Annotated in this window: 16 protein-coding genes and 3 tRNA genes; 15 read left to right on the forward strand and 4 right to left on the reverse strand. The window is 61.4% G+C overall.

Going from position 1 to position 20,762, the window contains the following annotated elements; genetic code table 11:
* Positions 1 to 36: 36 nt before the first annotated feature.
* The 8 genes from lepA (at position 37) to nagZ (ending at position 8,476) form a co-directional block, all read left to right on the forward strand.
* A complete protein-coding gene (gene lepA, locus H281_RS0122450) occupies positions 37 to 1,830 on the forward strand; it encodes a translation elongation factor 4 (protein ID WP_020069394.1) in 1,794 nt (597 codons plus the stop codon).
* An 18-nt stretch (positions 1,831 to 1,848) separates the two neighbouring features.
* Entirely contained in the window at positions 1,849 to 2,742 is an 894-nt protein-coding gene (lepB, locus tag H281_RS0122455) for a signal peptidase I (RefSeq protein ID WP_020069395.1), read from the forward strand.
* Between the two features lie 186 nt (positions 2,743 to 2,928).
* On the forward strand, positions 2,929 to 4,299 hold the full coding sequence (gene rnc, locus H281_RS0122460) for a ribonuclease III (RefSeq protein ID WP_027804854.1): 1,371 nt from the start codon (positions 2,929 to 2,931) through the stop codon (positions 4,297 to 4,299).
* Between the two features lie 52 nt (positions 4,300 to 4,351).
* Entirely contained in the window at positions 4,352 to 5,251 is a 900-nt protein-coding gene (era, locus tag H281_RS0122465) for a GTPase Era (protein ID WP_027804855.1), read from the forward strand.
* On the forward strand, positions 5,238 to 6,155 hold the full coding sequence (gene recO, locus H281_RS0122470) for a DNA repair protein RecO (protein ID WP_020069398.1): 918 nt from the start codon (positions 5,238 to 5,240) through the stop codon (positions 6,153 to 6,155). Before era ends, recO begins: the two co-directional genes overlap by 14 nt.
* Positions 6,152 to 6,916 (forward strand): pyridoxine 5'-phosphate synthase, encoded by a 765-nt coding sequence (gene pdxJ, locus H281_RS0122475; protein ID WP_020069399.1) that lies wholly within the window; start codon positions 6,152 to 6,154, stop codon positions 6,914 to 6,916. Before recO ends, pdxJ begins: the two co-directional genes overlap by 4 nt.
* 20 nt (positions 6,917 to 6,936) lie before the next feature.
* Positions 6,937 to 7,362 (forward strand): holo-ACP synthase, encoded by a 426-nt coding sequence (gene acpS, locus H281_RS0122480; protein ID WP_020069400.1) that lies wholly within the window; start codon positions 6,937 to 6,939, stop codon positions 7,360 to 7,362.
* 85 nt (positions 7,363 to 7,447) lie between these two features.
* Positions 7,448 to 8,476, forward strand: coding sequence for a beta-N-acetylhexosaminidase (nagZ, locus tag H281_RS0122485; RefSeq protein ID WP_020069401.1), 1,029 nt, complete (start codon positions 7,448 to 7,450; stop codon positions 8,474 to 8,476).
* A gap of 143 nt (positions 8,477 to 8,619) precedes the next feature.
* On the opposite strand, the gene H281_RS0122490 is transcribed toward nagZ, so the two are convergent.
* The 4 genes from H281_RS0122490 to earP form a co-directional block, all read right to left on the reverse strand.
* Positions 8,620 to 9,999, reverse strand: a complete 1,380-nt coding sequence (locus tag H281_RS0122490) for a sigma-54-dependent transcriptional regulator (protein ID WP_027804856.1) — start codon at positions 9,997 to 9,999, stop codon at positions 8,620 to 8,622.
* Positions 10,000 to 10,368: 369 nt separating this feature from the next.
* Entirely contained in the window at positions 10,369 to 10,575 is a 207-nt protein-coding gene (locus tag H281_RS0122495; protein ID WP_020069403.1) for a CsbD family protein, read from the reverse strand.
* A 259-nt stretch (positions 10,576 to 10,834) separates the two neighbouring features.
* Positions 10,835 to 11,392 (reverse strand): elongation factor P, encoded by a 558-nt coding sequence (gene efp, locus H281_RS0122500; protein ID WP_020069404.1) that lies wholly within the window; start codon positions 11,390 to 11,392, stop codon positions 10,835 to 10,837.
* 460 nt (positions 11,393 to 11,852) lie between these two features.
* Positions 11,853 to 13,091 carry an elongation factor P maturation arginine rhamnosyltransferase EarP gene (gene earP, locus H281_RS0122510; RefSeq protein ID WP_020069405.1) on the reverse strand — a complete coding sequence of 413 codons (1,239 nt, stop codon included), beginning with the start codon at positions 13,089 to 13,091 and terminating at the stop codon, positions 11,853 to 11,855.
* Positions 13,092 to 14,278: 1,187 nt separating this feature from the next.
* On the opposite strand from earP, the gene ltrA reads away from it, so the two are divergent.
* The 7 genes from ltrA (at position 14,279) to H281_RS0122550 (ending at position 20,636) form a co-directional block, all read left to right on the forward strand.
* Positions 14,279 to 15,979 (forward strand): group II intron reverse transcriptase/maturase, encoded by a 1,701-nt coding sequence (gene ltrA, locus H281_RS0122515; protein WP_020069406.1) that lies wholly within the window; start codon positions 14,279 to 14,281, stop codon positions 15,977 to 15,979.
* Between the two features lie 209 nt (positions 15,980 to 16,188).
* Positions 16,189 to 18,408: an excinuclease ABC subunit UvrC gene (gene uvrC / locus H281_RS0122525; protein WP_020069408.1), complete on the forward strand. Its 2,220-nt coding sequence runs from the start codon at positions 16,189 to 16,191 to the stop codon at positions 18,406 to 18,408.
* Positions 18,409 to 18,525: 117 nt separating this feature from the next.
* Complete coding sequence (gene pgsA / locus H281_RS0122530; protein WP_020069409.1) at positions 18,526 to 19,119, forward strand: CDP-diacylglycerol--glycerol-3-phosphate 3-phosphatidyltransferase; 594 nt, start codon at positions 18,526 to 18,528, stop codon at positions 19,117 to 19,119.
* A gap of 207 nt (positions 19,120 to 19,326) precedes the next feature.
* Positions 19,327 to 19,402: transfer RNA gene (locus tag H281_RS0122535), tRNA-Gly, on the forward strand.
* Between the two features lie 68 nt (positions 19,403 to 19,470).
* Positions 19,471 to 19,546: transfer RNA gene (locus H281_RS0122540), tRNA-Gly, on the forward strand.
* 98 nt (positions 19,547 to 19,644) lie between these two features.
* Positions 19,645 to 19,718: transfer RNA gene (locus H281_RS0122545), tRNA-Cys, on the forward strand.
* Positions 19,719 to 19,877: 159 nt separating this feature from the next.
* Positions 19,878 to 20,636 carry a TraB/GumN family protein gene (locus tag H281_RS0122550; protein WP_020069410.1) on the forward strand — a complete coding sequence of 253 codons (759 nt, stop codon included), beginning with the start codon at positions 19,878 to 19,880 and terminating at the stop codon, positions 20,634 to 20,636.
* The last annotated feature ends 126 nt before the right edge of the window (positions 20,637 to 20,762 follow it).

The raw sequence follows: 20,762 nt of genomic DNA on the forward strand, positions 1-20,762 counted from the left end.
TGTCCGAGCGCGCCTTTTTTGCTTGATCGGCACTGAATGGATCATATTCGTAACTTCTCGATCATTGCGCACATCGACCATGGCAAGTCGACGCTTGCCGATCGCATCATCCAGATTTGCGGCGGTTTGTCCGACCGCGAGATGGAAGCTCAGGTGCTCGACTCGATGGACCTCGAGCGCGAGCGCGGCATCACTATCAAGGCACAGACTGCGGCCCTGACCTATCGCGCCCGCGACGGCAAGGTCTACAACCTGAACATGATCGACACGCCGGGGCACGTCGACTTCTCGTACGAAGTCAGCCGCTCGTTGTCCGCGTGCGAAGGCGCACTGCTGGTTGTCGACGCGAGCCAGGGCGTGGAGGCGCAAACAGTCGCCAACTGCTACACGGCAATCGAACTCGGCGTCGACGTCATTCCGGTGCTCAACAAGATCGATCTGCCGGCCGCGAATCCCGAGAACGCAATCGCGGAGATTGAAGACGTAATCGGTATTGACGCAACCGACGCCACGCATTGCAGCGCCAAGACGGGCCAGGGCGTGGAAGACGTGCTCGAAGCGTTGATCGCGAAAGTGCCGCCGCCGAAGGGCGATCCGGAAGCGCCGTTGCAGGCGCTGATCATCGACTCGTGGTTCGACAACTACGTCGGCGTCGTGATGCTCGTGCGTATCGTCAACGGCACACTGCGTCCAAAGGACAAAATCCGCATGATGGCGACCGGCGCGCAGTATCCGGTCGAACACATTGGCGTGTTCACGCCGAAGTCCAAGAACCTCGAATCGTTGTCGGCGGGGCAGGTGGGTTTCATTATCGCCGGCATCAAGGAATTGGCTGCGGCGAAGGTGGGTGACACCGTCACGCTGGTGAACGCGCCTGCTGCCGAGCCGTTGCCGGGCTTCAAGGAAGTGAAGCCACAGGTGTTCGCCGGCCTCTATCCGGTCGAAGCGAACCAGTACGACGCGCTGCGCGACTCGCTTGAAAAGCTGAAGCTGAACGACGCATCGCTGCAATACGAGCCCGAAGTTTCGCAGGCGCTCGGTTTCGGTTTCCGTTGCGGCTTCCTGGGTCTGCTGCACATGGAGATCGTGCAGGAACGTCTCGAACGCGAGTTCGACATGGACCTGATCACCACGGCGCCGACCGTCGTGTACGAAGTCCTGCAACGCGACGGCACAACCATCATGGTCGAAAATCCGGCCAAGATGCCGGAGCCCTCGAAGATCGAAGAAGTGCGCGAGCCGATCGTCACCGTGAACCTGTACATGCCGCAAGATTACGTCGGGTCGGTGATCACGCTGTGTACGCAAAAGCGCGGCAACCAGATCAACATGCAGTATCACGGCCGTCAGGTGCAGTTGACCTACGAGATCCCGATGGGCGAGGTCGTGCTCGATTTCTTCGACCGGCTGAAATCGATCTCGCGTGGTTACGCGTCGATGGATTACGAATTCAAGGAATATCGCGCGTCCGACGTCGTCAAGGTCGACATGCTGATCAACGGCGACAAGGTGGACGCGCTGTCGGTCATCGTGCACCGTTCGCAGAGCCAGTACCGCGGCCGCGAAGTCGCGGCGAAAATGCGCGAACTGATCCCGCGCCAGATGTACGACGTTGCGATCCAGGCCACGATTGGCTCGAATATCATCGCGCGCGAAAACATTAAAGCATTGCGTAAGAACGTGCTGGCAAAATGCTACGGCGGCGATATTTCACGTAAGAAGAAGCTGCTGGAAAAGCAGAAGGCAGGCAAGAAGCGAATGAAGCAAGTGGGGTCCGTCGAGATTCCGCAAGAGGCTTTCCTCGCCATCCTGCGTGTCGAAGACAAATAAGACGAACAACGGAACCCTATGAATTTTGCGCTGATTCTTTTTGTGCTCGTCGTTTTGACGGGCGTCGCATGGGTCGCAGACAAACTGGTGTTCATGCCGCAAAGGCGGCGCGCGGCGGAAGCCGCGGTCGCTGAGTTCGACCGTCAGCAGGCACGTATCGGTGAGCGTTTCGCCGACGAAAACGCCGCGCAGACGCGCGCGCGTCTGCGTGACGACAAGCTGCGCCAACCGTGGTGGCTCGAGTATTCCGCGAGCTTTTTCCCGGTGATTCTGGTGGTTTTCGTGGTGCGCTCGTTTGTTGTCGAGCCGTTCAAGATTCCGTCCGGCTCAATGGTGCCAACGCTGCTGGTCGGCGACTTCATCCTCGTGAATAAATTTGATTACGGTATCCGTCTGCCGATCGTCAATACGAAAATCACAGAGGGCCGGCCGCTCCAGCGCGGCGACGTCGTGGTGTTCCGCTACCCGAAAGACGAGTCGGTCGACTATATCAAGCGCGTGATCGGCTTGCCGGGCGACACGGTTGCGTATCAGGACAAGCAGCTCACCATCAACGGCAAACCGGTGCCTGAAACGCCGCTGCCCGACTATCTCGACGAGGAGCGTCTTGGCTACGCGAAACAGTTCGAGGAAAATCTCGACGGCCGCAAGAACGCAATTTTGAACAATCCCGCGGTGCCGCCGTTTATCGTCGGCGCGGAAGATTATCCGTATCGTGACAACTGCACATACAACGCGCGCGGCGTGATTTGCAAAGTGCCGCCGGGCAATTACTTCATGATGGGCGATAACCGCGACAACAGCGCCGACAGCCGTTATTGGGGTTTTGCGCCGGACAAGAATATTGTCGGCCGCGCGTTTTTCATCTGGATGAACTTCAGCAATCTCAAGCGCATCGGCTCGTTCCAGTAAGTTTTGCGCCGACTGCATGACGCGCTGCGAACGTGATCGCTTATCGAAGTCAGCGATCACGTGAACGACCCTGCGGGCGCCCGCGCGTTATCGCTACATAAAGTCCTCTAACGTCGCTTCACCACGCTTTTCCCGTCGGGCCGGCCGCGTTTTCGCCCGGCCCGGCGCCCGCGTTATACTCTGCCCATGCCCTCATCTCCGTTGGAAAGCCGTCTGCGCTACGAATTTCGCAATGCGGAATTGCTGCGCCAGGCTTTAACACACCGCAGTCACAGTTCCACGCACAACGAACGGCTCGAATTTCTAGGCGATTCCGTTCTGAATTGCGCGGTGGCTGCGCTTTTGTTCCAACGTTTCGGGAAGCTGGACGAAGGCGACCTGTCTCGCGTTCGCGCTAATCTGGTCAAACAGCAATCGCTTTACGAAATCGCTCAGGCCCTGAATATCTCCGAAGGACTTCGGCTCGGGGAGGGCGAACTGCGCAGCGGGGGCTTCCGCAGGCCGTCAATCCTTGCTGACACGCTCGAAGCGGTGCTGGGTGCAGTGTTCCTCGACGGCGGTTTCGAAGCCGCCCAGACAGTCATTAAGCGGCTCTACGTGCCGATCCTCGATCACATCGACCCGCGTACGCTCGGCAAAGATGCGAAAACGCTTTTGCAGGAATATCTGCAAGGTCACAAGATCGCGTTGCCCACGTACACCGTCGTGGCTACGCATGGTGCAGCGCACAATCAGCAATTCGAAGTTGAGTGTACGGTGCCGAAGCTGGACGTGAAGGTCTCTGGCTCGGGCGCCAGTCGGCGCGCGGCTGAGCAGGCCGCGGCCAAAAAAGCGCTCGACGAGGTCCTCGCCGCCGCGCCGGCAGTCGTCGGCAAGTCGAAGCGCTCAAAAGGCGCCCGCGCCGCGAAAAACGTCGAGCTTGAGATCGTTCCCGGCGTGACTGGCGTTCAGACCGCGCTTGACCTGCGCAGCCCGGATCGTAAGAGCGAGCGTGGAGCGGCGAGGGGAGAACCGCGGGTAACGTCCGGAACAGAGCCCGCAGCGGAGCGCAGCGCGTTGGCGACTGCCGTTGCGGCTGCGCCGCTGGCGGTGATTCGCGCGGCGCACGTCGAGTACAGCGCCCCGGAAAGAGTCGAACGTGGCGACAAGGGCGAGCGGCTGGAGAAAGCCGATAGGGCGGAAAAGTTCGAGAAATCGGACAGAGCCGTAGCGCCATCTGGCGAAAAATCGGCGGAAAGATCAGCAGGGGACAAGCCGGCGGACAAACTGGACGCGAAGTCGGCCGAGGCCAAGCCAGCAGAGTCAAAAACCGCCGACCCGAAAGCCGCCGACCCAAAAGCCGCCAACGCCTCGTCCGCAGACCTGAAGCCGGTCGACCCAAGGCCCACCGAACCAAAAGCAGAGTCCGCCGCCGTCCGCAACGTAGACAAACCGCCCCGCACTCGCGAGCCGGCGTCCGACGCCGTATCGCCCGCGACGAACACCGCGGCCCCCACCGAAAACGAACCCGGCGTAGCCGACGCGGTACAAACGCGCGTCGCCGACGCGGGCCATTGATTGCCCCGGTGCGCCACCCGAGCGCGTCGATCCGAACCTGCCGTAGCCCAATATGAACGCTCCCACTCCCACTGGTTTCCGCTGCGGCATGGTCGCGATCGTCGGTCGCCCTAACGTTGGCAAATCCACGCTGATGAACGCGCTGGTCGGCCAGAAAGTCAGTATCACGTCGCGCAAGGCGCAGACTACGCGCCATCGCATCACCGGCATTCATACGCTCGAAGACGTCCAGTACATTTTCGTCGACACGCCCGGTTTTCAGACCAAGCACAGCGGCGCGCTGAACCGTTCGTTGAACCGCGCGGTGACGTCCACGCTGACTTCCGTCGATGCGATCCTGTTCGTGATCGAAGCCGGCCGTTTCGGCCCGGACGACCAGAAAGTGCTCGACCTGATTCCGCCTTCCGTACCCACGTTGCTGATTGCAAACAAGCTCGATCGTGTGTCGGATAAAGACTCGCTGTTTCCGTTCATGCAGCAGGTGAGCGCGCTGCGCCAGTTCAGCGAGATCGTGCCGCTGTCGGCCAAGAACCCGGACGACATCAAGCGCCTGATGGCCACCGTCAAGCCGTATCTGCCGGAAGGCGCACCGATTTACGGCGAAGACGATCTCACCGATCGCAGCGAGCGCTTTCTCGCGGCAGAGATTCTGCGCGAGAAAGTTTTCCGTTGGACCGGCGACGAACTGCCGTACACGAGCACCGTGCTGATCGACAAGTTTGAAACCGAAGGACGCCTGCGCCGCATCTTCGCGACGATCCTCGTGGAGCGCGACACGCACAAGGCCATGATCATCGGCCAGAAGGGTGCGAAGCTGAAGCAGATCAGCACCGAGGCGCGCCTCGACATGGAGAAGCTGTTCGACGGACCCATCTATCTGGAAACCTTCATCAAGGTGAAGAGCGGTTGGGCCGACAACGAAGCAGGACTCCGTGCGTATGGGTACGAATGACGCGTGGGTCACGCTGAATTCCGACACGGATCCGGACGACTCGGGGCCGGCTGCGCCGTCGCGCGAACCGTCAAAGCCGGCTCGCGCCAGCCGCAAATCTTCCACTAAAAGTACCTCCGACACAGGCCCCGACGACGCGCCTCGCAAGGCGCCGGCTCGCCGGTCCTCGCGCGGTTCCGCATCGGCTTCCGAATACCGGATCGCCGAGCAACCCGCCTTCGTTTTGCATAGTTATCCGTATCGTGAGACGAGTCTGATCATCGACGTGCTGTCGCGCGATCACGGCCGCCTCGCGCTCGTCGCCAAGGGCGCGAAGCGTCCGCACTCCGCGCTGCGCGGCGTGCTGCAGACGTTCCAGCCACTCGCGCTGTCGTGGTCCGGCAGAGGCGAGGTACGTACGCTGACCGGCGCCGAATGGGTCGGCGGCATGCTGCCTTTGACAGGCGACGCGCTGCTGTGCGGCTTCTACGTGAACGAACTCCTCGTGAAGTTCTGCGCGCGCGAAGATCCGCATCCGCAACTGTTCCATCACTATGTCGTCACCATGACGCGTCTCGCGCACGACGAGCCGCCGGTCCAGGTGCTGCGTTCGTTCGAGCGCGTGTTGCTGCGCGAAACCGGTTACGCGATGGCGCTCGATCGCACCGTCGCGCGCAAAGCGGTGGAAGCCGGCAGCCGTTATGTGTTCGATCCGGAGCGCGGCGTGCGCGAAGCATCCGACGATCTGCCGTCGCAGTGGCCGGTGATTGCAGGTCAAACCTTGCTCGATATGGAAAAGGACGATTACCATCGCGCGCAGACCGTGGCGCAAAGCAAAACGCTGATGCGCTTTCTGCTCAACACTTATCTTGGCGGCACGCCGCTCGCGACGCGCCAGATCCTGATCGACTTGCAGAACTTATGAGCTTCTTTCTAACGTCGCCGAATGTAATTGATCTCGGCGTGAACATCGATCACGTCGCCACGCTGCGCAACGCGCGCGGCACTTCGTACCCCGACCCGATCCGCGCCGCGCTGATGGCCGAGGAAGCCGGCGCCGACGTCATCACGCTGCATCTGCGCGAAGATCGCCGCCATATCGTGGACGCCGATGTGCGCGCGCTGCGCCCGCTGCTCAAGACGCGGATGAACCTCGAATGCGCGGTCACGCAGGAGATGCTCGACATCGCCTGCGAAGTCAAACCGCATGACGTTTGCCTCGTGCCGGAAAAGCGCCAGGAATTGACGACAGAAGGCGGTCTGGACGTCGCCGGTCAGTTCGAGGCCGTGCGCGCTGCGTGCAGGCAACTGGCCGACGCGAACTCACGCGTGTCGCTCTTCATCGATCCGGACGAGACGCAGATCCGCGCAGCGCACGAAGCCGGCGCACCGGTAATCGAACTGCACACCGGACGTTATGCCGAGGCGCACGATCCAGCCGAACAACAACGCGAATTCGAGCGCGTGGTTCGCGCGGTCGAATTTGGCGCGACGCTCGGTATCAAGGTGAACGCGGGCCACGGCCTGCACTACACGAACGTCCAGCAGATCGCGGCGATCGACGGCATCGTCGAGCTGAATATCGGTCACGCGATCGTCGCCCATGCGATTTTCGCGGGCTGGGACAACGCGGTGCGCGAGATGAAGGCGATCATGGTCGCCGCCCGTCTCGGCGCACGTGCGTAACGCGTAAGGGCCGGCCCCCTATGGCGATCTACGGTATTGGTACAGACATCGTTCAGGTGAGTCGCGTGGCCGCGGTCATGACCCGCACCAACGGCCGCTTTGCCGAGAAGGTACTCGGCCCGGACGAACTGCGTGTCTACCACGCGCGCAACGCCCGTTCTGCCGCGCGCGGGCTCGCATTCCTCGCCACGAGATTCTCGGCGAAGGAGGCGTTTTCGAAGGCGATCGGTCTCGGCATGCACTGGCCCATGACATGGCGCGCGTTGCAAACGCTCAATAAGCCGAGCGGCGAGCCGATGGTGGTCGCGTCCGGGGAGTTAGCCGAATGGCTCGAGGCGCGCGGCATCACGGCGCGCGTCACGATCACCGACGAGCGCGATTACGCCGTGTCGTTCGTGATTGCCGAAAGTGCGCAAGCGCAAGAGGCGAACGGCTCCGACTCTTAAGCTGCGGCTAACCAGAAATAATTGTGAACGCGGCCCCGCGCGGTCGCGTCTCTCCTTGCTTCACGCAATCTTCAAGCGGAAATCAATGAAAACCAATCCCGGACCGGTGATGCTCGACGTCGTCGGCAAGACGCTGAACGACGACGACAAGCGCCGTCTCGCCCATCCGATGACGGGTGGCGTGATTCTGTTCGCGCGCCACTACGAGAGCCGGGCGCAACTGATTGCGCTGACCGACTCGATTCGCGCGATTCGCGAGGACTTGCTGATCGCGGTCGATCACGAAGGCGGACGTGTGCAGCGCTTTCGAACCGACGGGTTCACCGTGCTTCCCGCAATGGGCAAGCTCGGCGCGCTGTGGGACAGCGACGTTATGCATGCCACCAAGGTCACGACCGCAGTTGGCTATATCCTCGCTTCGGAGTTGCGCGCCTGCGGCATCGACATGAGCTTTACGCCGGTGCTCGATCTCAACTACGGCCAGTCGCAGGTAATCGGCGATCGCGCGTTTCATAGCGATCCGCGCGTCGTGGCGATGCTGGCGAAAAACCTCAACCACGGTCTTGCGCTCGCGGGCATGAGCAACTGCGGCAAGCACTTTCCGGGGCATGGTTTCGCGCACGCGGACTCGCATGTCGCGATGCCCGTCGACGAACGCTCGCTCGACGAGATTCTGCGCGACGACGTAGCGCCATATGACTGGCTTGGGCTGTCGCTCGGCTCGGTCATTCCGGCGCACGTCGTCTATCCGCAGGTGGACTCCAGGCCGGCGGGTTTTTCACGCATCTGGCTGCAGGACATCCTGCGCGGCAAGCTGCGCTTCGAAGGCGCTATTTTTAGCGACGACCTCTCAATGGAAGCCGCGCGCCAGGGCGGCACGCTCACCGAAGGCGCGACTGCCGCGCTGCAGGCCGGTTGCGACATGGCGCTGATCTGCAATCAGCCTGAAAAAGCTGAACAGGTGCTCGACGAATTGCGCTTTACGCCATCGAAGGAATCGCAGCAGCGGCTTAAGCGCATGCGCCCGCGCGACAAGGCGCTGAAGTGGAGCAAGCTGGTGGCGGAGCCGCGATATCTGCAAGCGCAGGCTTTGCTGCGCAGCGTGTTCGCCTGAGCGACGCGCGAAGACAGTAGATAAACCAAAACGGCGCCTCGCTTGAGGCGCCGTTGTTCATTGGTCATCTGCGCGCGTGCATGCGATGTGCGCCGCCCGGATCCGCTTTGCGAGTGGTTCGACTTGCAAAGCGAAGCGGGCGGTCAGTTCAGCCGCATCCGTTGCAGCTTGTTGTACAGCGTCTTCGGGCTGATGCCCAGCAGCGACGCCGCCCGATGGCGTGTACCGCCTACCGCGTCGAGCGTCGCGCGAATCAGCATTTCTTCCACATCGGCGAGCGGGGTGCCGACCGTAACCTGAACGCGGCTGCCATTCAGATCGCGACCGTTGACGGAGCCCGCTTCGTCGGCGCGCAACGACTCCAGCACGTCGCCCGACGCGTGGTACGCGCGCCGCACGCGGTCCTGCAACTCGCGCACGTTGCCCGGCCATTCGTATGTCAGGCATTCGCGCAGGAAGTTGGGCCCAATCTGCTTCGCGACGTCGGACACGCCGCGCGCGGCGGCGTCGTGATTCAGGTCGTCGACAATCGCCTGCGCGATCAGCGCAGGATCTTCGTCGCGCTCGCGCAACGGCGGCAGCGTCACCGCTGCGGCTTCGAGACGCAGCGCGAGGTCCTCATGGAGGCTGCCGTCCGCGACCGCCGCGCGCGGCGGCTTGCGCGTCGACGCGATCAACCGGAAATCGGTCACGACCTGACTCGTGCCGCCGACCCGCATGAAGGTCTGCGAATCCAGCGCGCGGAGCAGTGCCTCCTGCTGCGCGCGCGGCAACTCCGCGATCTCGTCGATGAAAAGCGTCCCGCCGCTCGCCTGCTCGAAAAGGCCAGGCTCGCGCTGATCGGCGCCGCTAAACGCGCCGCGTTCGTGGCCGAACAGCACGCTATCTAGCGACCGCAACTGCGAACTGGCCGCGTTTCGGCAATCGAGCGTGACGAACGGGCCTTTGCGGCGCCGGCTCATATCGTGCATCGTCTGGGCGGCCACCTGTTTGCCGGTCCCGGCTTCGCCCGAAATCAGGACGGCCGCTTCGGTCGGTGCGATATGTTCGATCGTGTCGTACACGTGCTGCATCGCGGCGCTGCGACCCAGTACCGAGCCGAAGCGCCCAAGCTGGCGCAACGATGCGCGCAGCGTCTGCACTTCTTCAGTCAACTCATACGGACGCGGAATTCTCGCCAGCAGACTGCGCAGGCGCGGAATGTTGACCGGCTTCAGCAGATAGTCCCAGATGCCATGCCGCAAGCCTTCGATCGCGCTTTCCACGGTCGCATTGCCGGTCATGACGATCACGGGCAGTGCGCCGCCTGGCGGATGCGCGGGCAGATGCTGCAACAGATCGAGCCCGCTGCCGTCCGGGAGATTCAGGTCGACCAGAACAACGTCGGGGATGAAGCGCGTCAGCGCAGCGCGCGCTTCGGCGATGGTCGTCGCGGTGTCGACGGAAAAACCATCCGCGGCAAGAATCGCGGATAGGCCCGACAGGCTATTGGGGTCGTCTTCAACAATCAGAGCGTGTGGCATGGCGAGCGCAACTTTATAAATGGATGAAATAGCCGCTTTTTCTGCGCCTGAACCGCAGCGCGGCGAAGCGGGCACGATGGCTGGCCGGTACTGTCGGTCGGATGCGTCGCCACGCAAGTCAGCATCAGCCGGGCGGCGCGCAAGCGGCCTCCCGGTCGGCATGACCGCGATACCCGGCATTCATGACGCCGGGCGAAGCGGGCGGCGAGTCGACTCACGTAGTTCTGGTCCTTTTCTGTATCTGAGCGGGCGATTCGCCGCGCGCTGGTTAGCGCTGCGGCCCGCCTGGTTCTATTCGCCGGCATCCTGCGGTCACTATGCAACGCTGCAAGGACGCCGACGCTTACTTCGCGTCTGCTGTTTTTGCTGTCAGATATCCCGATTGCTGTCGAAGAAGCGGCGTACTTCGCGCTCCGCGTCCTCGCGAGTTTTGCCATAGCGTTCCTGAATCAGCCCTGCGAGACGGTCCGCGCGACCTTCGGCCTTGGTGAGTTCGTCGTCGGTCAGTTCGCCCCACGCAGCCTTTGCCTTGCCGACCAGTTGCTTCCACTTGCCTTCTGCGATGTCGTTATTCATTTCGTATCTCCGGAGTCGAGAGGTATTGGGTATGGGGTCTCTAGCATGAGCTATGCCAACGCGCTTTGACTTGGCATATCAAGGGCTTACATCGGCCCACACGGCAACATCGAACGCTGCAACCGGAAATTTGGACAAAATTGCCGGTAAAGTTTTCCTCAACGATACTCGGCGGCACAAAAAAGAAAAAGCGCCCAATTGGGCGCTTTTCATTTTTGCCAGCGCGTTGTGTCGCGCTGGCGGGGCAGCTTGCCGGCGGTTATGCGCGGCTACGATACTCGTGCGTACGCGTGTCGATTTCGATCTTGTCGCCGATGTTGCAGAACAGCGGCACTTGCAGTTCAAAGCCGGTGTTCAGCTTGGCATTCTTCAGCACCTTGCCCGACGACGTGTCACCCTTGACAGCCGGTTCCGTGTAGATGATTTCGCGGACCAGCGTGGTCGGCAGTTCGACGGAGATGGCTTTCTCGTTGTAGAACACGACTTCGCAAGTCATGCCGTCTTCGAGGTAGTTCATCGCGTCGCCCATCATTTCGGCTTCGACTTCATACTGGTTGTAGTCGGCGTCCATGAACACGTACATCGGGTCGGCGAAGTACGAGTACGTCACTTCCTTGCGCTCGAGCACGACGACGTCGAACTTGTCGTCTGCCTTGTACACGCTTTCCATGCCTGCGCCGGTCAGCAGGTTCTTGAACTTCATCTTGACGACGGCGGAGTTGCGGCCCGATTTGTTGTATTCGGCCTTTTGCACGACCATTGCGTCTGCGCCGATCATCACGACGTTGCCGGTGCGGAGTTCCTGTGCGGTCTTCATAAAACTGTCCTGTACGAAATAAGTAGCTTCAACTTGTGCTCAACGGCATACGGCGCAAGCGGCTTCGACGTTTCCTGCGCTTTACGCCGCGCCGCGATGAGACGGCCCGGCGAGAAGCGGTGCATGAAGCGCGGTTGACTTGCTGCGAGGGTTCCAGTGGCGTAGCCGATGCGACGCGTTCCGCAATTCCCGCAAATCCGTTACCTGCTTTTTACCCGATGCGGGCGTGTACACGAGTGGCGCCGGTCGGCAGCGTGTTTCCTGAAGTGCGCTTTACTCCGCCGTTTCTCCACCGATTACATGCGGCTTGCGTGACGCATCGCATTTGCATCTTTCGATGCCGGGGGAACCGGTTAACAGCCGGAGACTAAAAGCCAACTGAGGCCTACCGAGGCCAACTGAATCCAGGATTTTTGCTGCGATCGGGCCGCGCTTGCGTCGTCGGCCGTTGGATAACCGCTTATTTTAACTGACTTTTTGTGAACAAGGCCAGATTTCCAGCGAGGTCGCCGACTCGCGCGAGTTCGCCGGCCCACTCGACCGCGCGTCGCTGCAGCGCCGGGTAGTGGTCGCGCAGCGCTGCCCAGTCCGGCTCGCCGGCGCCATTCCAGGCGTGCCAGAAGCGCGCGAGCGCGGCGCGGGCATCGACGGGAAGCGTGCGGCCGTAGTGTTCAAGCGCGGCGTCGAGCTTCGGCAGATGCGCGTCGTCCGCTTGCGGGTAAATGTGCCAGACGAAGGGCCTGGCGGCCCACTGCGCGCGCACAAACGAATCCTCGCCCCGCACGAAATTGATGTCGCTTGCCCACAGCAGCGCGTCGTAGCCGGATTGTTCGGTGAACGCGAGGCCGTGAGCGCTCAATCCGCCGCGCTCCGCATGGGCGCCAGCGCTGAACGACTGCATTCCGAAAAAGCGCGCGACCGCGCCGGAGATGCGGCCCTCGGGCACAAGCAGCACCACAGGTTCGACACTGTCGCGCCATTGCTCGAGCAGGTTGTCGACTGCCGGGTTCTCGTAGGCGAAAAGCGAGACGACAGTCGCCCCGACAGGCGGCGCGCGTCCCACGGCTCGCAGCCACCACGCTTCTCGTGCCGCGGGCGACGCCTCGAACGCCGCGCGTTCGGCATCCAGACTCCGCTCCTTCAGCACGCCGCCGGTGCCCGGCCCGAGACCGGGAAAGAAAAACGTCTTGACGAGCGGATAGCGCGGATGCGGTGACGGCCGCAGGTGGAAGTCCGCGACCCAGTCCTCGGCGCTCAGATATTCGAGGTTGATCCACACAGGCGGGTGCTTGCGCTGCGCCATCGCAGCCACGTAAATGGGCGGCAGTTCGCAGGCGAACGCCTCGATCACCACGTCGGCCACTTCGAGCGTGTCGCCGGCGTGTGTCGGCGCGTGCCAGTGTTCGACGACGATCCCGTCGATGGTCTGCCGTGCACGATCGAGCGCGAGCGACGGACACAGTTTCTGAAACGCATGCAGATCGTCGACGAAGACTCGCACTTGCCACCCGTGCTCGCTCGCAAGCTGACGCGCGAGGCGCCAGCACACGCCGATATCGCCGAAATTGTCTATCACCGCGCAGAAAATATCGCACGCGATCGCTGCGGACGGTTCGCGAGGCGCAGCGGCGCTTGGATCGGCGGCTGCGTCGGCGGTCGGGTCGGCGGTTGGGTCGGATGGCGGCGCGGTGGAGGGCATCGGCGGGCTCGGGCGGACGCGGAATGTTCTAAACTGGCGATTCTAGTGCGACACGCACGCTCGTGTCCGGGTAGCCCCAACGTAAGGGGCATCGACTAGCGGCAAAGGAGGCGTCTATATGAGCCTAACCAGTCGCGAAGATATCACGCGGAGCATCGGGAAGGGGCGCGAGTCCCTCGACGCAACTGCTCAGAAGCGGGGTATCTCTTGTAGCGAAGCGAGAGCCGGTAGAGGTTTGCTGGGTCTCGTCCATACGAGTCTCGGTGAAGCACATTCTCCGAGAGCTCGCATTGCATTGACCTGATTACCATCAGGTTCCGCCCCGTCAGCGGCTTCATCTCCGCCGACTGGGCGGAGTGATGTATGCAATTCCTGCGCCGTCACTGGCAATGGATTCGCGAACCGATACGAGCGGAAGCTCGGTGTGTCATTGTTTGGCCTCGTTAGCTGTAAGGCGAGGATAGTGAACCTGCTGTACGACCAGCAGTAGCCTAGGAAGACATGCGTCACTGGCAACGGTGGGGTGTGAAGCTCTTCTGACAATGTAGCCTCCGGATGTTTCGGGCAGGCCATTCCCGCGAGGGACTGGTCTGGACACTCCTAGCAGCAAAGGGGTCGAGGAGCTAGGCTGGCCGATAGGGTTAACGTATGTGAACTGCTGATAAACCTCGTTACCAGTGAGGAGCCAAAGCTGCTTTGAACACCGGGCTCTAACCAAAAGGTACGTGGCTGGTTAGTCCACTTAGAATTTGGGCTACGTCGTTGTTAAGCCACCGGGGGATAGGCAGAACCTACGTCGGTCGTGTGACATGCCGGGAACGTGGTAAGCCTGTACGGTTGCCAGCTGTCTTTGTGGCTGGCAGGCGAACCGTAAGGGACGCTGATGATTGTGCAGGTATGGGAGGACGGAAAAAGCGAATGTCGGGCTGTAATGGCCCGGATAGGGGTTGAGACATTACCTCACGCGAAAGCGGGCAGACTTCCGTCTGGTCTACCGTCGCAAGGCGGCTGACTACCCTCAGTAACTTGGTCAGGTGCGAGCGCATTCGTTCGTACTGAGGTGTTTGTCCGAGATAGGGGCGCATGCGCTCCTGTTTAGGTGTCTGTTGTTCCCCAGCGGGGTGTGTCTGCCCCTCTGGGGGAGATGCGCCTTCTGCTTGGGGACTTCTTCCAAGTAGGAGAGCAGCATGAAAGTATCTGGTCGAAAGACCGGGTCTGCGCTTTCCCATGCGCCGGACAACTGGAACGCTGTCGATTGGCGTCGGGTTGAACGGAACGTGAGAGGGATGCAGATTCGAATTGCGAAGGCGACGCGGGAAAGTGACTGGCGCAGGGTGAAAGCTCTGCAACGGATGCTGACTCGCACGTTGTCCGCGAAGCTGTATGCGGTACGACGTGTTACGCAGAACCAGGGTGCGCGAACGGCGGGAGTCGATCGCGAGCTGTGGGATTCGCCTGAAAGCCGGTGGGAGGCCATCGGTGGGTTGAAGCGGCGCGGATACAAGCCTCTGCCATTACGGAGAGTCTTTATCCCCAAAGCCAATGGAAAGGAGCGCCCGCTGGGCATCCCGACCATGCGGGACAGGGCGATGCAAGCCCTGTATCTGCTGGCTCTGGAGCCAGTGTCGGAATCGACGAGCGACCCGAACTCTTATGGGTTCAGGATAAACCGTTCGACGGCTGATGCTATGGGTCAGGTACGTGCTTGCACGTCCCGGAAGGATTCGTCCCGATGGGTACTGGAAGCGGATATCAAAGGCTGCTTTGACCACATCAACCACGACTGGCTGGAAAACCATGTCCCCATGGACAGGGAAATTCTCCGGAAGTGGTTGAAGGCTGGCCTGATTTACAAGGGTCAGCTACAGGCGACTGAGGCCGGTACGCCGCAGGGAGGGATCATCTCCCCGACGCTGGCGAATGTGACGCTGAACGGGCTGGAACGTGAACTGGTTGCGCACCTCGGTGCGAAATTCGGGATCGTCAAGGCCAAGAAGTTGAAGGTCAATGTGGTGCGATACGCGGATGACTTCGTGATTACCGGCGACTCGCGAGAGATACTGGAAAGCGTGGTCAGGCCTTGGGTGGAAGCGTTCCTCGCTGTTCGGGGCTTGCAACTGTCTGAGGCAAAAACGCGCGTCACTCACATTGATGACGGCTTCGATTTCCTTGGGTGGAATTTCCGGAAGTACTCGGGAAAACTGCTCGTCAAGCCGAGCAAGAAGAACGCGCAAGCGTTCTATCGCAAGGTAGCGGAAACGATCAGCGGCAACAAAACGGCAAAGCAGGGGGATCTAATCCAACTGCTGAACCCGATGTTGCGCGGATGGGCGCAGTATCACCGTCCGGTCTCAGCCAAGCAGACGTACAGCCGCATGGAGCATCTGATTTTTCGGAAGCTCTGGCGGTGGTCGAAGCGGAGGCACCCGCAAAAGAGCGCTGTGTGGGTGAAACAGAAGTACTTTCACTCTATCGGTGCCCGGCACTGGGTGTTTGCGGTTCGTACGGAACGCGAAGACGGCAGTTGGGGGCTGAATGAGCTGTACCAGCTTAGTGGTATGGCTATCAAACGGCACACGCGGATCAAGGGCGAGTTCAACCCTTTTGATCCGACATGGGAGCAATATGGCGAAACCTTGCGGCAGGGGCGTATGTGGGAACAAATGCGCTACCGAAAGCAGTGGGCGACGCTGTATATGTCACAAGGCGGCTTATGCGCGCATTGTGGCTGTGCGCTGACGGACGAGACGGGCTGGCACGACCATCATCTGGAATATCGGATGCATGGTGGTACCGACGCTCTGTCGAATCGGGTGCTGCTCCACCCGCACTGTCACCAGCAAGTGCACGCTGGTAAGCTGGTTGTAACTAAGCCGGTTCTGTCGTAGACAGAACTTTGTTTGTAGATTTGAGCCGTATGCGGGGAAACTCGCACGTACGGTTCTCGGGGGGCCCGGCTTTCGCAAGAAAGTCGGGCTACCCGACAAGCACCCGTTCGATCTCCTCGCGCCGGACTTCTTTGAGCGCGAAACCGATGCGGCCACTCGAGGCCAAACGGGGCGACCGCCCGCGAGACAGTTCCATCAGCCGATCCTGCATGACCGAACCCGAAGCAAACATCGCTTTCGAGCCGAAAAAAGTGCTCGCCCAGTTGCCGCATCTGCCTGGCGTCTACCGCTATTACGACACGCACGGCGCGGTGCTGTACGTCGGCAAGGCGCGCGATCTCAAGAAGCGCGTTTCGAGCTACTTCACGAAGACGCAGCTGTCACCGCGCATCGCGATGATGGTGACGCGCATCGCGCGCATCGAGACGACCGTGACGCGCTCCGAGGCAGAAGCGCTGTTGCTGGAAAACAATCTGATCAAGGCGCTCGCGCCGCGTTACAACATTCTGTTTCGGGACGACAAGTCGTATCCGTACCTGAAGCTGACCGGCCACAAGTTTCCGCGCATGGCCTATTACCGAGGCTCGGTGGATCGCAAGAACCAGTACTTTGGTCCGTTTCCGAGCGCGTGGGCGGTGCGCGAGAGCATTCAGATCCTGCAGCGCGTATTCCAGTTGCGCACGTGCGAAGACTCCGTGTTCAACAATCGCACGCGGCCGTGCCTGCTGCATCAGATCGGCCGTTGCACGGCGCCTTGCGTTGGCAACATCGGCGAAGAAGATTACGCGCGCGACGTCGCGAATGCGTCGCGCTTTCTGCTCGGCCGTCAGGGCGAAGTGATGAAAGAACTCGAGCAGAAGATGCATGCGTTCGCGAGCGAGCTGAAGTTCGAGCAGGCTGCGGCCGTGCGCAATCAGATGAGTTCGCTGTCGACGGTGCTGCATCAGCAGGCCATTGAGGTGGGTAGCGATAGTGATGTCGATATTCTCGCGGTGGTCGCACTGGGCGGCCGCGTCTGCGTGAATCTCGCGATGGTGCGCGGCGGCCGGCACCTCGGCGACAAGGCGTATTTCCCCGCGCACGTTGAAAGTGCGTTGACGGCGGAAGAGGGTGGTCTCGAAGAGGACGGCGACGACGACGTGTTGGTCGACGTCGCGTCGGATGCAGGCTCGGTTTCTGCGGAAAACGCGCTCGGCGATATAAGCGGCGACAAACTATCGTCGGACACCGCGGACGCGCTTGCAATCGCACAGGAACTGCCGCCGGAAGATGACGACGACCTCGCGGACGACGCAAGTGACGCGGGCGACGCAGCCGCGCTGGATGCCAACCCCGATTCCAGTTCTGAACCGGCGAAGCCGCGCAAGAACAGCGCGTCGGGCAGCATCGAGTCGGAAGTGCTCGAGGCGTTCATCGCGCAGCATTATCTCGGCAATCGCGTGCCGCCCGTGCTGGTGGTCAGCCACGCGCCTGCCACACGAGAACTCGTCGACGTGCTGATCGAGCAGGCCGGCCACAAGGTCACCGTGCTGCGTCAGCCGCAAGGGCAACGACGCGCGTGGCTCGCGATGGCCGAGCAGAACGCGCGGCTCGCGCTCGCACGACTGTTATCCGAGCAAGGCTCGCAACAGGCACGCACCCGCGCGCTTACCGACACGCTCGGCATGGAGTGCGACGACCTCGCGCACGTGCGCATTGAATGTTTCGACATCAGCCACACCATGGGCGAGGCGACGCAGGCGTCGTGCGTCGTGTATCACCATCACAAGATGCAGTCATCGGAATATCGCCGCTACAACATTACCGGCATCACGCCCGGCGACGACTACGCGGCGATGCGCCAGGTGCTCACGCGCCGCTACGAGAAAATGGTCGCGCAGGCCGCTGCGAATGCCGCCGACGAGGCCGTCGATCTGCAAAGCGATGCGGCGGTAGACCCGTCGCTCGCGCCCGAGGCCGCTGAACCGGTCGCGTCGGGAGGTATCTTGCCGACCATCGTGTTGATCGACGGCGGCAAGGGGCAGGTGGAAATCGCGCGGCAGGTGTTCACCGAGCTTGGGCTCGATACGGGCATGCTGGTCGGTGTCGCGAAAGGCGAGGGGCGCAAGGTCGGCCTCGAAACGCTGATTTTCGCGGACGGCCGCACGCCGCTCGAACTCGGCAAGGAAAGTGCAGCGTTGATGCTGGTCGCGCAGATCCGCGACGAGGCGCACCGTTTTGCGATCACCGGCATGCGCGCGAAACGCGGCAAGACGCGTCAGACGTCGCGGCTCGAGGAACTCGAAGGTGTGGGGGCGAAACGGCGTCAGCGGCTGCTGGCGCGCTTCGGCGGACTGCGCGGCGTGGTCGCGGCGAGCGTCGAAGATCTTGCGAGCGTCGAAGGAATTTCCCAGGCGCTCGCCGAGCAGATCTACCGGCAATTGCACTGAATCGCGGTGCGGGGGTCGCGCAAGCGGTGCGCGCGTCGCTCCCGGCGCCGCTTTGCTTGTGGCACGCACTGCGACACGGCACAATTGCATCTCTCCCGTCAGACGCTGCGCCTGCCCATGCCGTTCAATTTCCCGATTTTCCTGACCTGGCTGCGGATTGTTCTGATTCCGCTGGTCGTCGGCGTGTTTTATTTGCCCGACATGATGATGAGTCCCCCGCACCGTAATCTCGCGGCGGCAACGATCTTCGTGCTCGCTGCGCTGACCGACTGGTTTGACGGCTACCTGGCCCGCAAATGGAATCAGACGTCGGCGTTCGGCGCGTTTCTCGATCCGGTCGCGGACAAACTGATGGTGACCGCCGCCTTGCTGGTGCTCGTGCAACTCGCCCGAATCGACTCCGCGATTGCTCTCGTGATCGTTGGACGCGAGATCGCGATCTCGGCGCTGCGCGAGTGGATGGCGCAGATCGGCGCGTCGAAGAGCGTCGCCGTGAATTCGCTCGGTAAATTCAAGACCGTTTGCCAGATGGTGGCTATTCCGATGCTGCTGTTCAACGGTCCGTTGTCCTTCGGCGGCGGCGTGACGATCGACACACGAACGTGGGGCTTGTGGCTCATCTATCTCGCGGCATTCCTGACGATCTGGTCCATGCTGTATTACATGAAGCTCGCATGGCCGCAAATTCGCGAGCGCAGCGGGGCTGCCTGAGCGCCGTGCGCGCGCGCATTGAACGCGATTCGCGGGAACGTCATGAGTGAAATCTGTTCAGTTAAAGAGATTGGCAAAAGGGGTTGACACGTTTCGGTCGTTTCTCCATAATCTCGTTTCTCCGATGCACGCAGTTCGAAACGTCGGTTGCAGTAGAAGGAAGAAAGGCGCAGTAGGCCTTTTTAAGCAGCACAAAAGCAGCAATACGCGGGAGTAGCTCAGTTGGTAGAGCGCAACCTTGCCAAGGTTGAGGTCGCGAGTTCGAGCCTCGTCTCCCGCTCCAGATTTTTGAAGCAGCGCGTTGGTCAGTAATGTAGTTCAGAAGTGCAAGGCGTTGCGAAGCAGTGCAATGCGGGAGTAGCTCAGTTGGTAGAGCGCAACCTTGCCAAGGTTGAGGTCGCGAGTTCGAGCCTCGTCTCCCGCTCCATACATCAGGGGAAGCAGCGCTTCCCTTTTTGTTTGGTGGACTGATGGTTGTCCACGAGACAAATCAGCGAATCTGCAGCTAGATTCCAATCCGCTTGCGGCGCGATAGCAAAGCGGTTATGCAGCGGCCTGCAAAGCCGTTTAGGCCGGTTCGACTCCGGCTCGCGCCTCCAGTAGTTGAAGTGCAGAAAAGCCCCGCCATGTCGGGGCTTTTCTTTTTTCTGCGTCCGCATTCCAGTGCGGGCTCGTGCGTATCGACGTGCTGCGGACGTGCTGCGCCGCGCGGACGATATGGCGCACAATGCACGTTTGTTCCTTGTCACACAACGTGCATGTACCTACACATCACCGGCACGAATGTGCGCCTCCTTGGCTCCATGCATCTCTTTCCCGCGTCGAGCCGCAGAACGCCGCCGTGGATCGAGCAAGCTTATGACTGGGCCGAGGCGCTCGTCTTCGAATCCGACGCGCCGACCATTCTTCCTTTTCTCAAAGCCGATCCGCAGCGTGGCGCGCAAAGCCTCGCGTCTTTCCTTTCCGCCGACACCTGGACTCGTCTGCAAGCGGCCTGGCCCGCTGACGGCCCGCTCACGCCGCTCGCCGATCTGCGTCCGTGGGCCGCGCTGATCATTGCGCCCACGTTGTTTCAGCAGCTCGTCGAGGGCGTCGAGCCGCGCATGCTGCGCTGGGCGACAGGCGAGGGCAAAGCCTATGAGTACCTGGAGACAGCGCAGGAAGTCGCCGGCGCGCTCGAATCGATTCCGCTCGATGCAGTCGCCGCGGCACTCGAGTTGCTCATGGCCGACCTCAGCGAGCCGCAGCGCACGGTCGAGCGCATGCATGAAGCGTGGCTCGACGGAGATCTGTCAGCCGTGCACCGCATCGCCGTCGAATCACCCATGTTCAATCTGCCCGATATCCGACGCACGATTCTGGACGGGCGCAATCACATGTGGGCCGCGCGCATAAACGAGTTGCTCGACCGGCCTGAACGAACTCTGGTCGTGGTCGGCGCGCTTCATCTATGCGGACCGGGCAACCTCGTCGAACGTCTTGCGCGATCCGTCGAGCCGGTGTTTGCCGGCGAGTAGCAGGGGCGCTATGGGGAACTTGTGCGCACGCGTAAAATCGCAGATCGAGAAGCCTCGAATCGCTCAAAAAATTACTCAGCAATCACCAGATCACTACTCGCTGTTTCACGCGATGGTTTCAGAGGA

The sequence above is a fragment of the Paraburkholderia caledonica genome, from assembly GCF_000383275.1.
Taxonomy (GTDB): Bacteria; Pseudomonadota; Gammaproteobacteria; order Burkholderiales; family Burkholderiaceae; genus Paraburkholderia; species Paraburkholderia caledonica.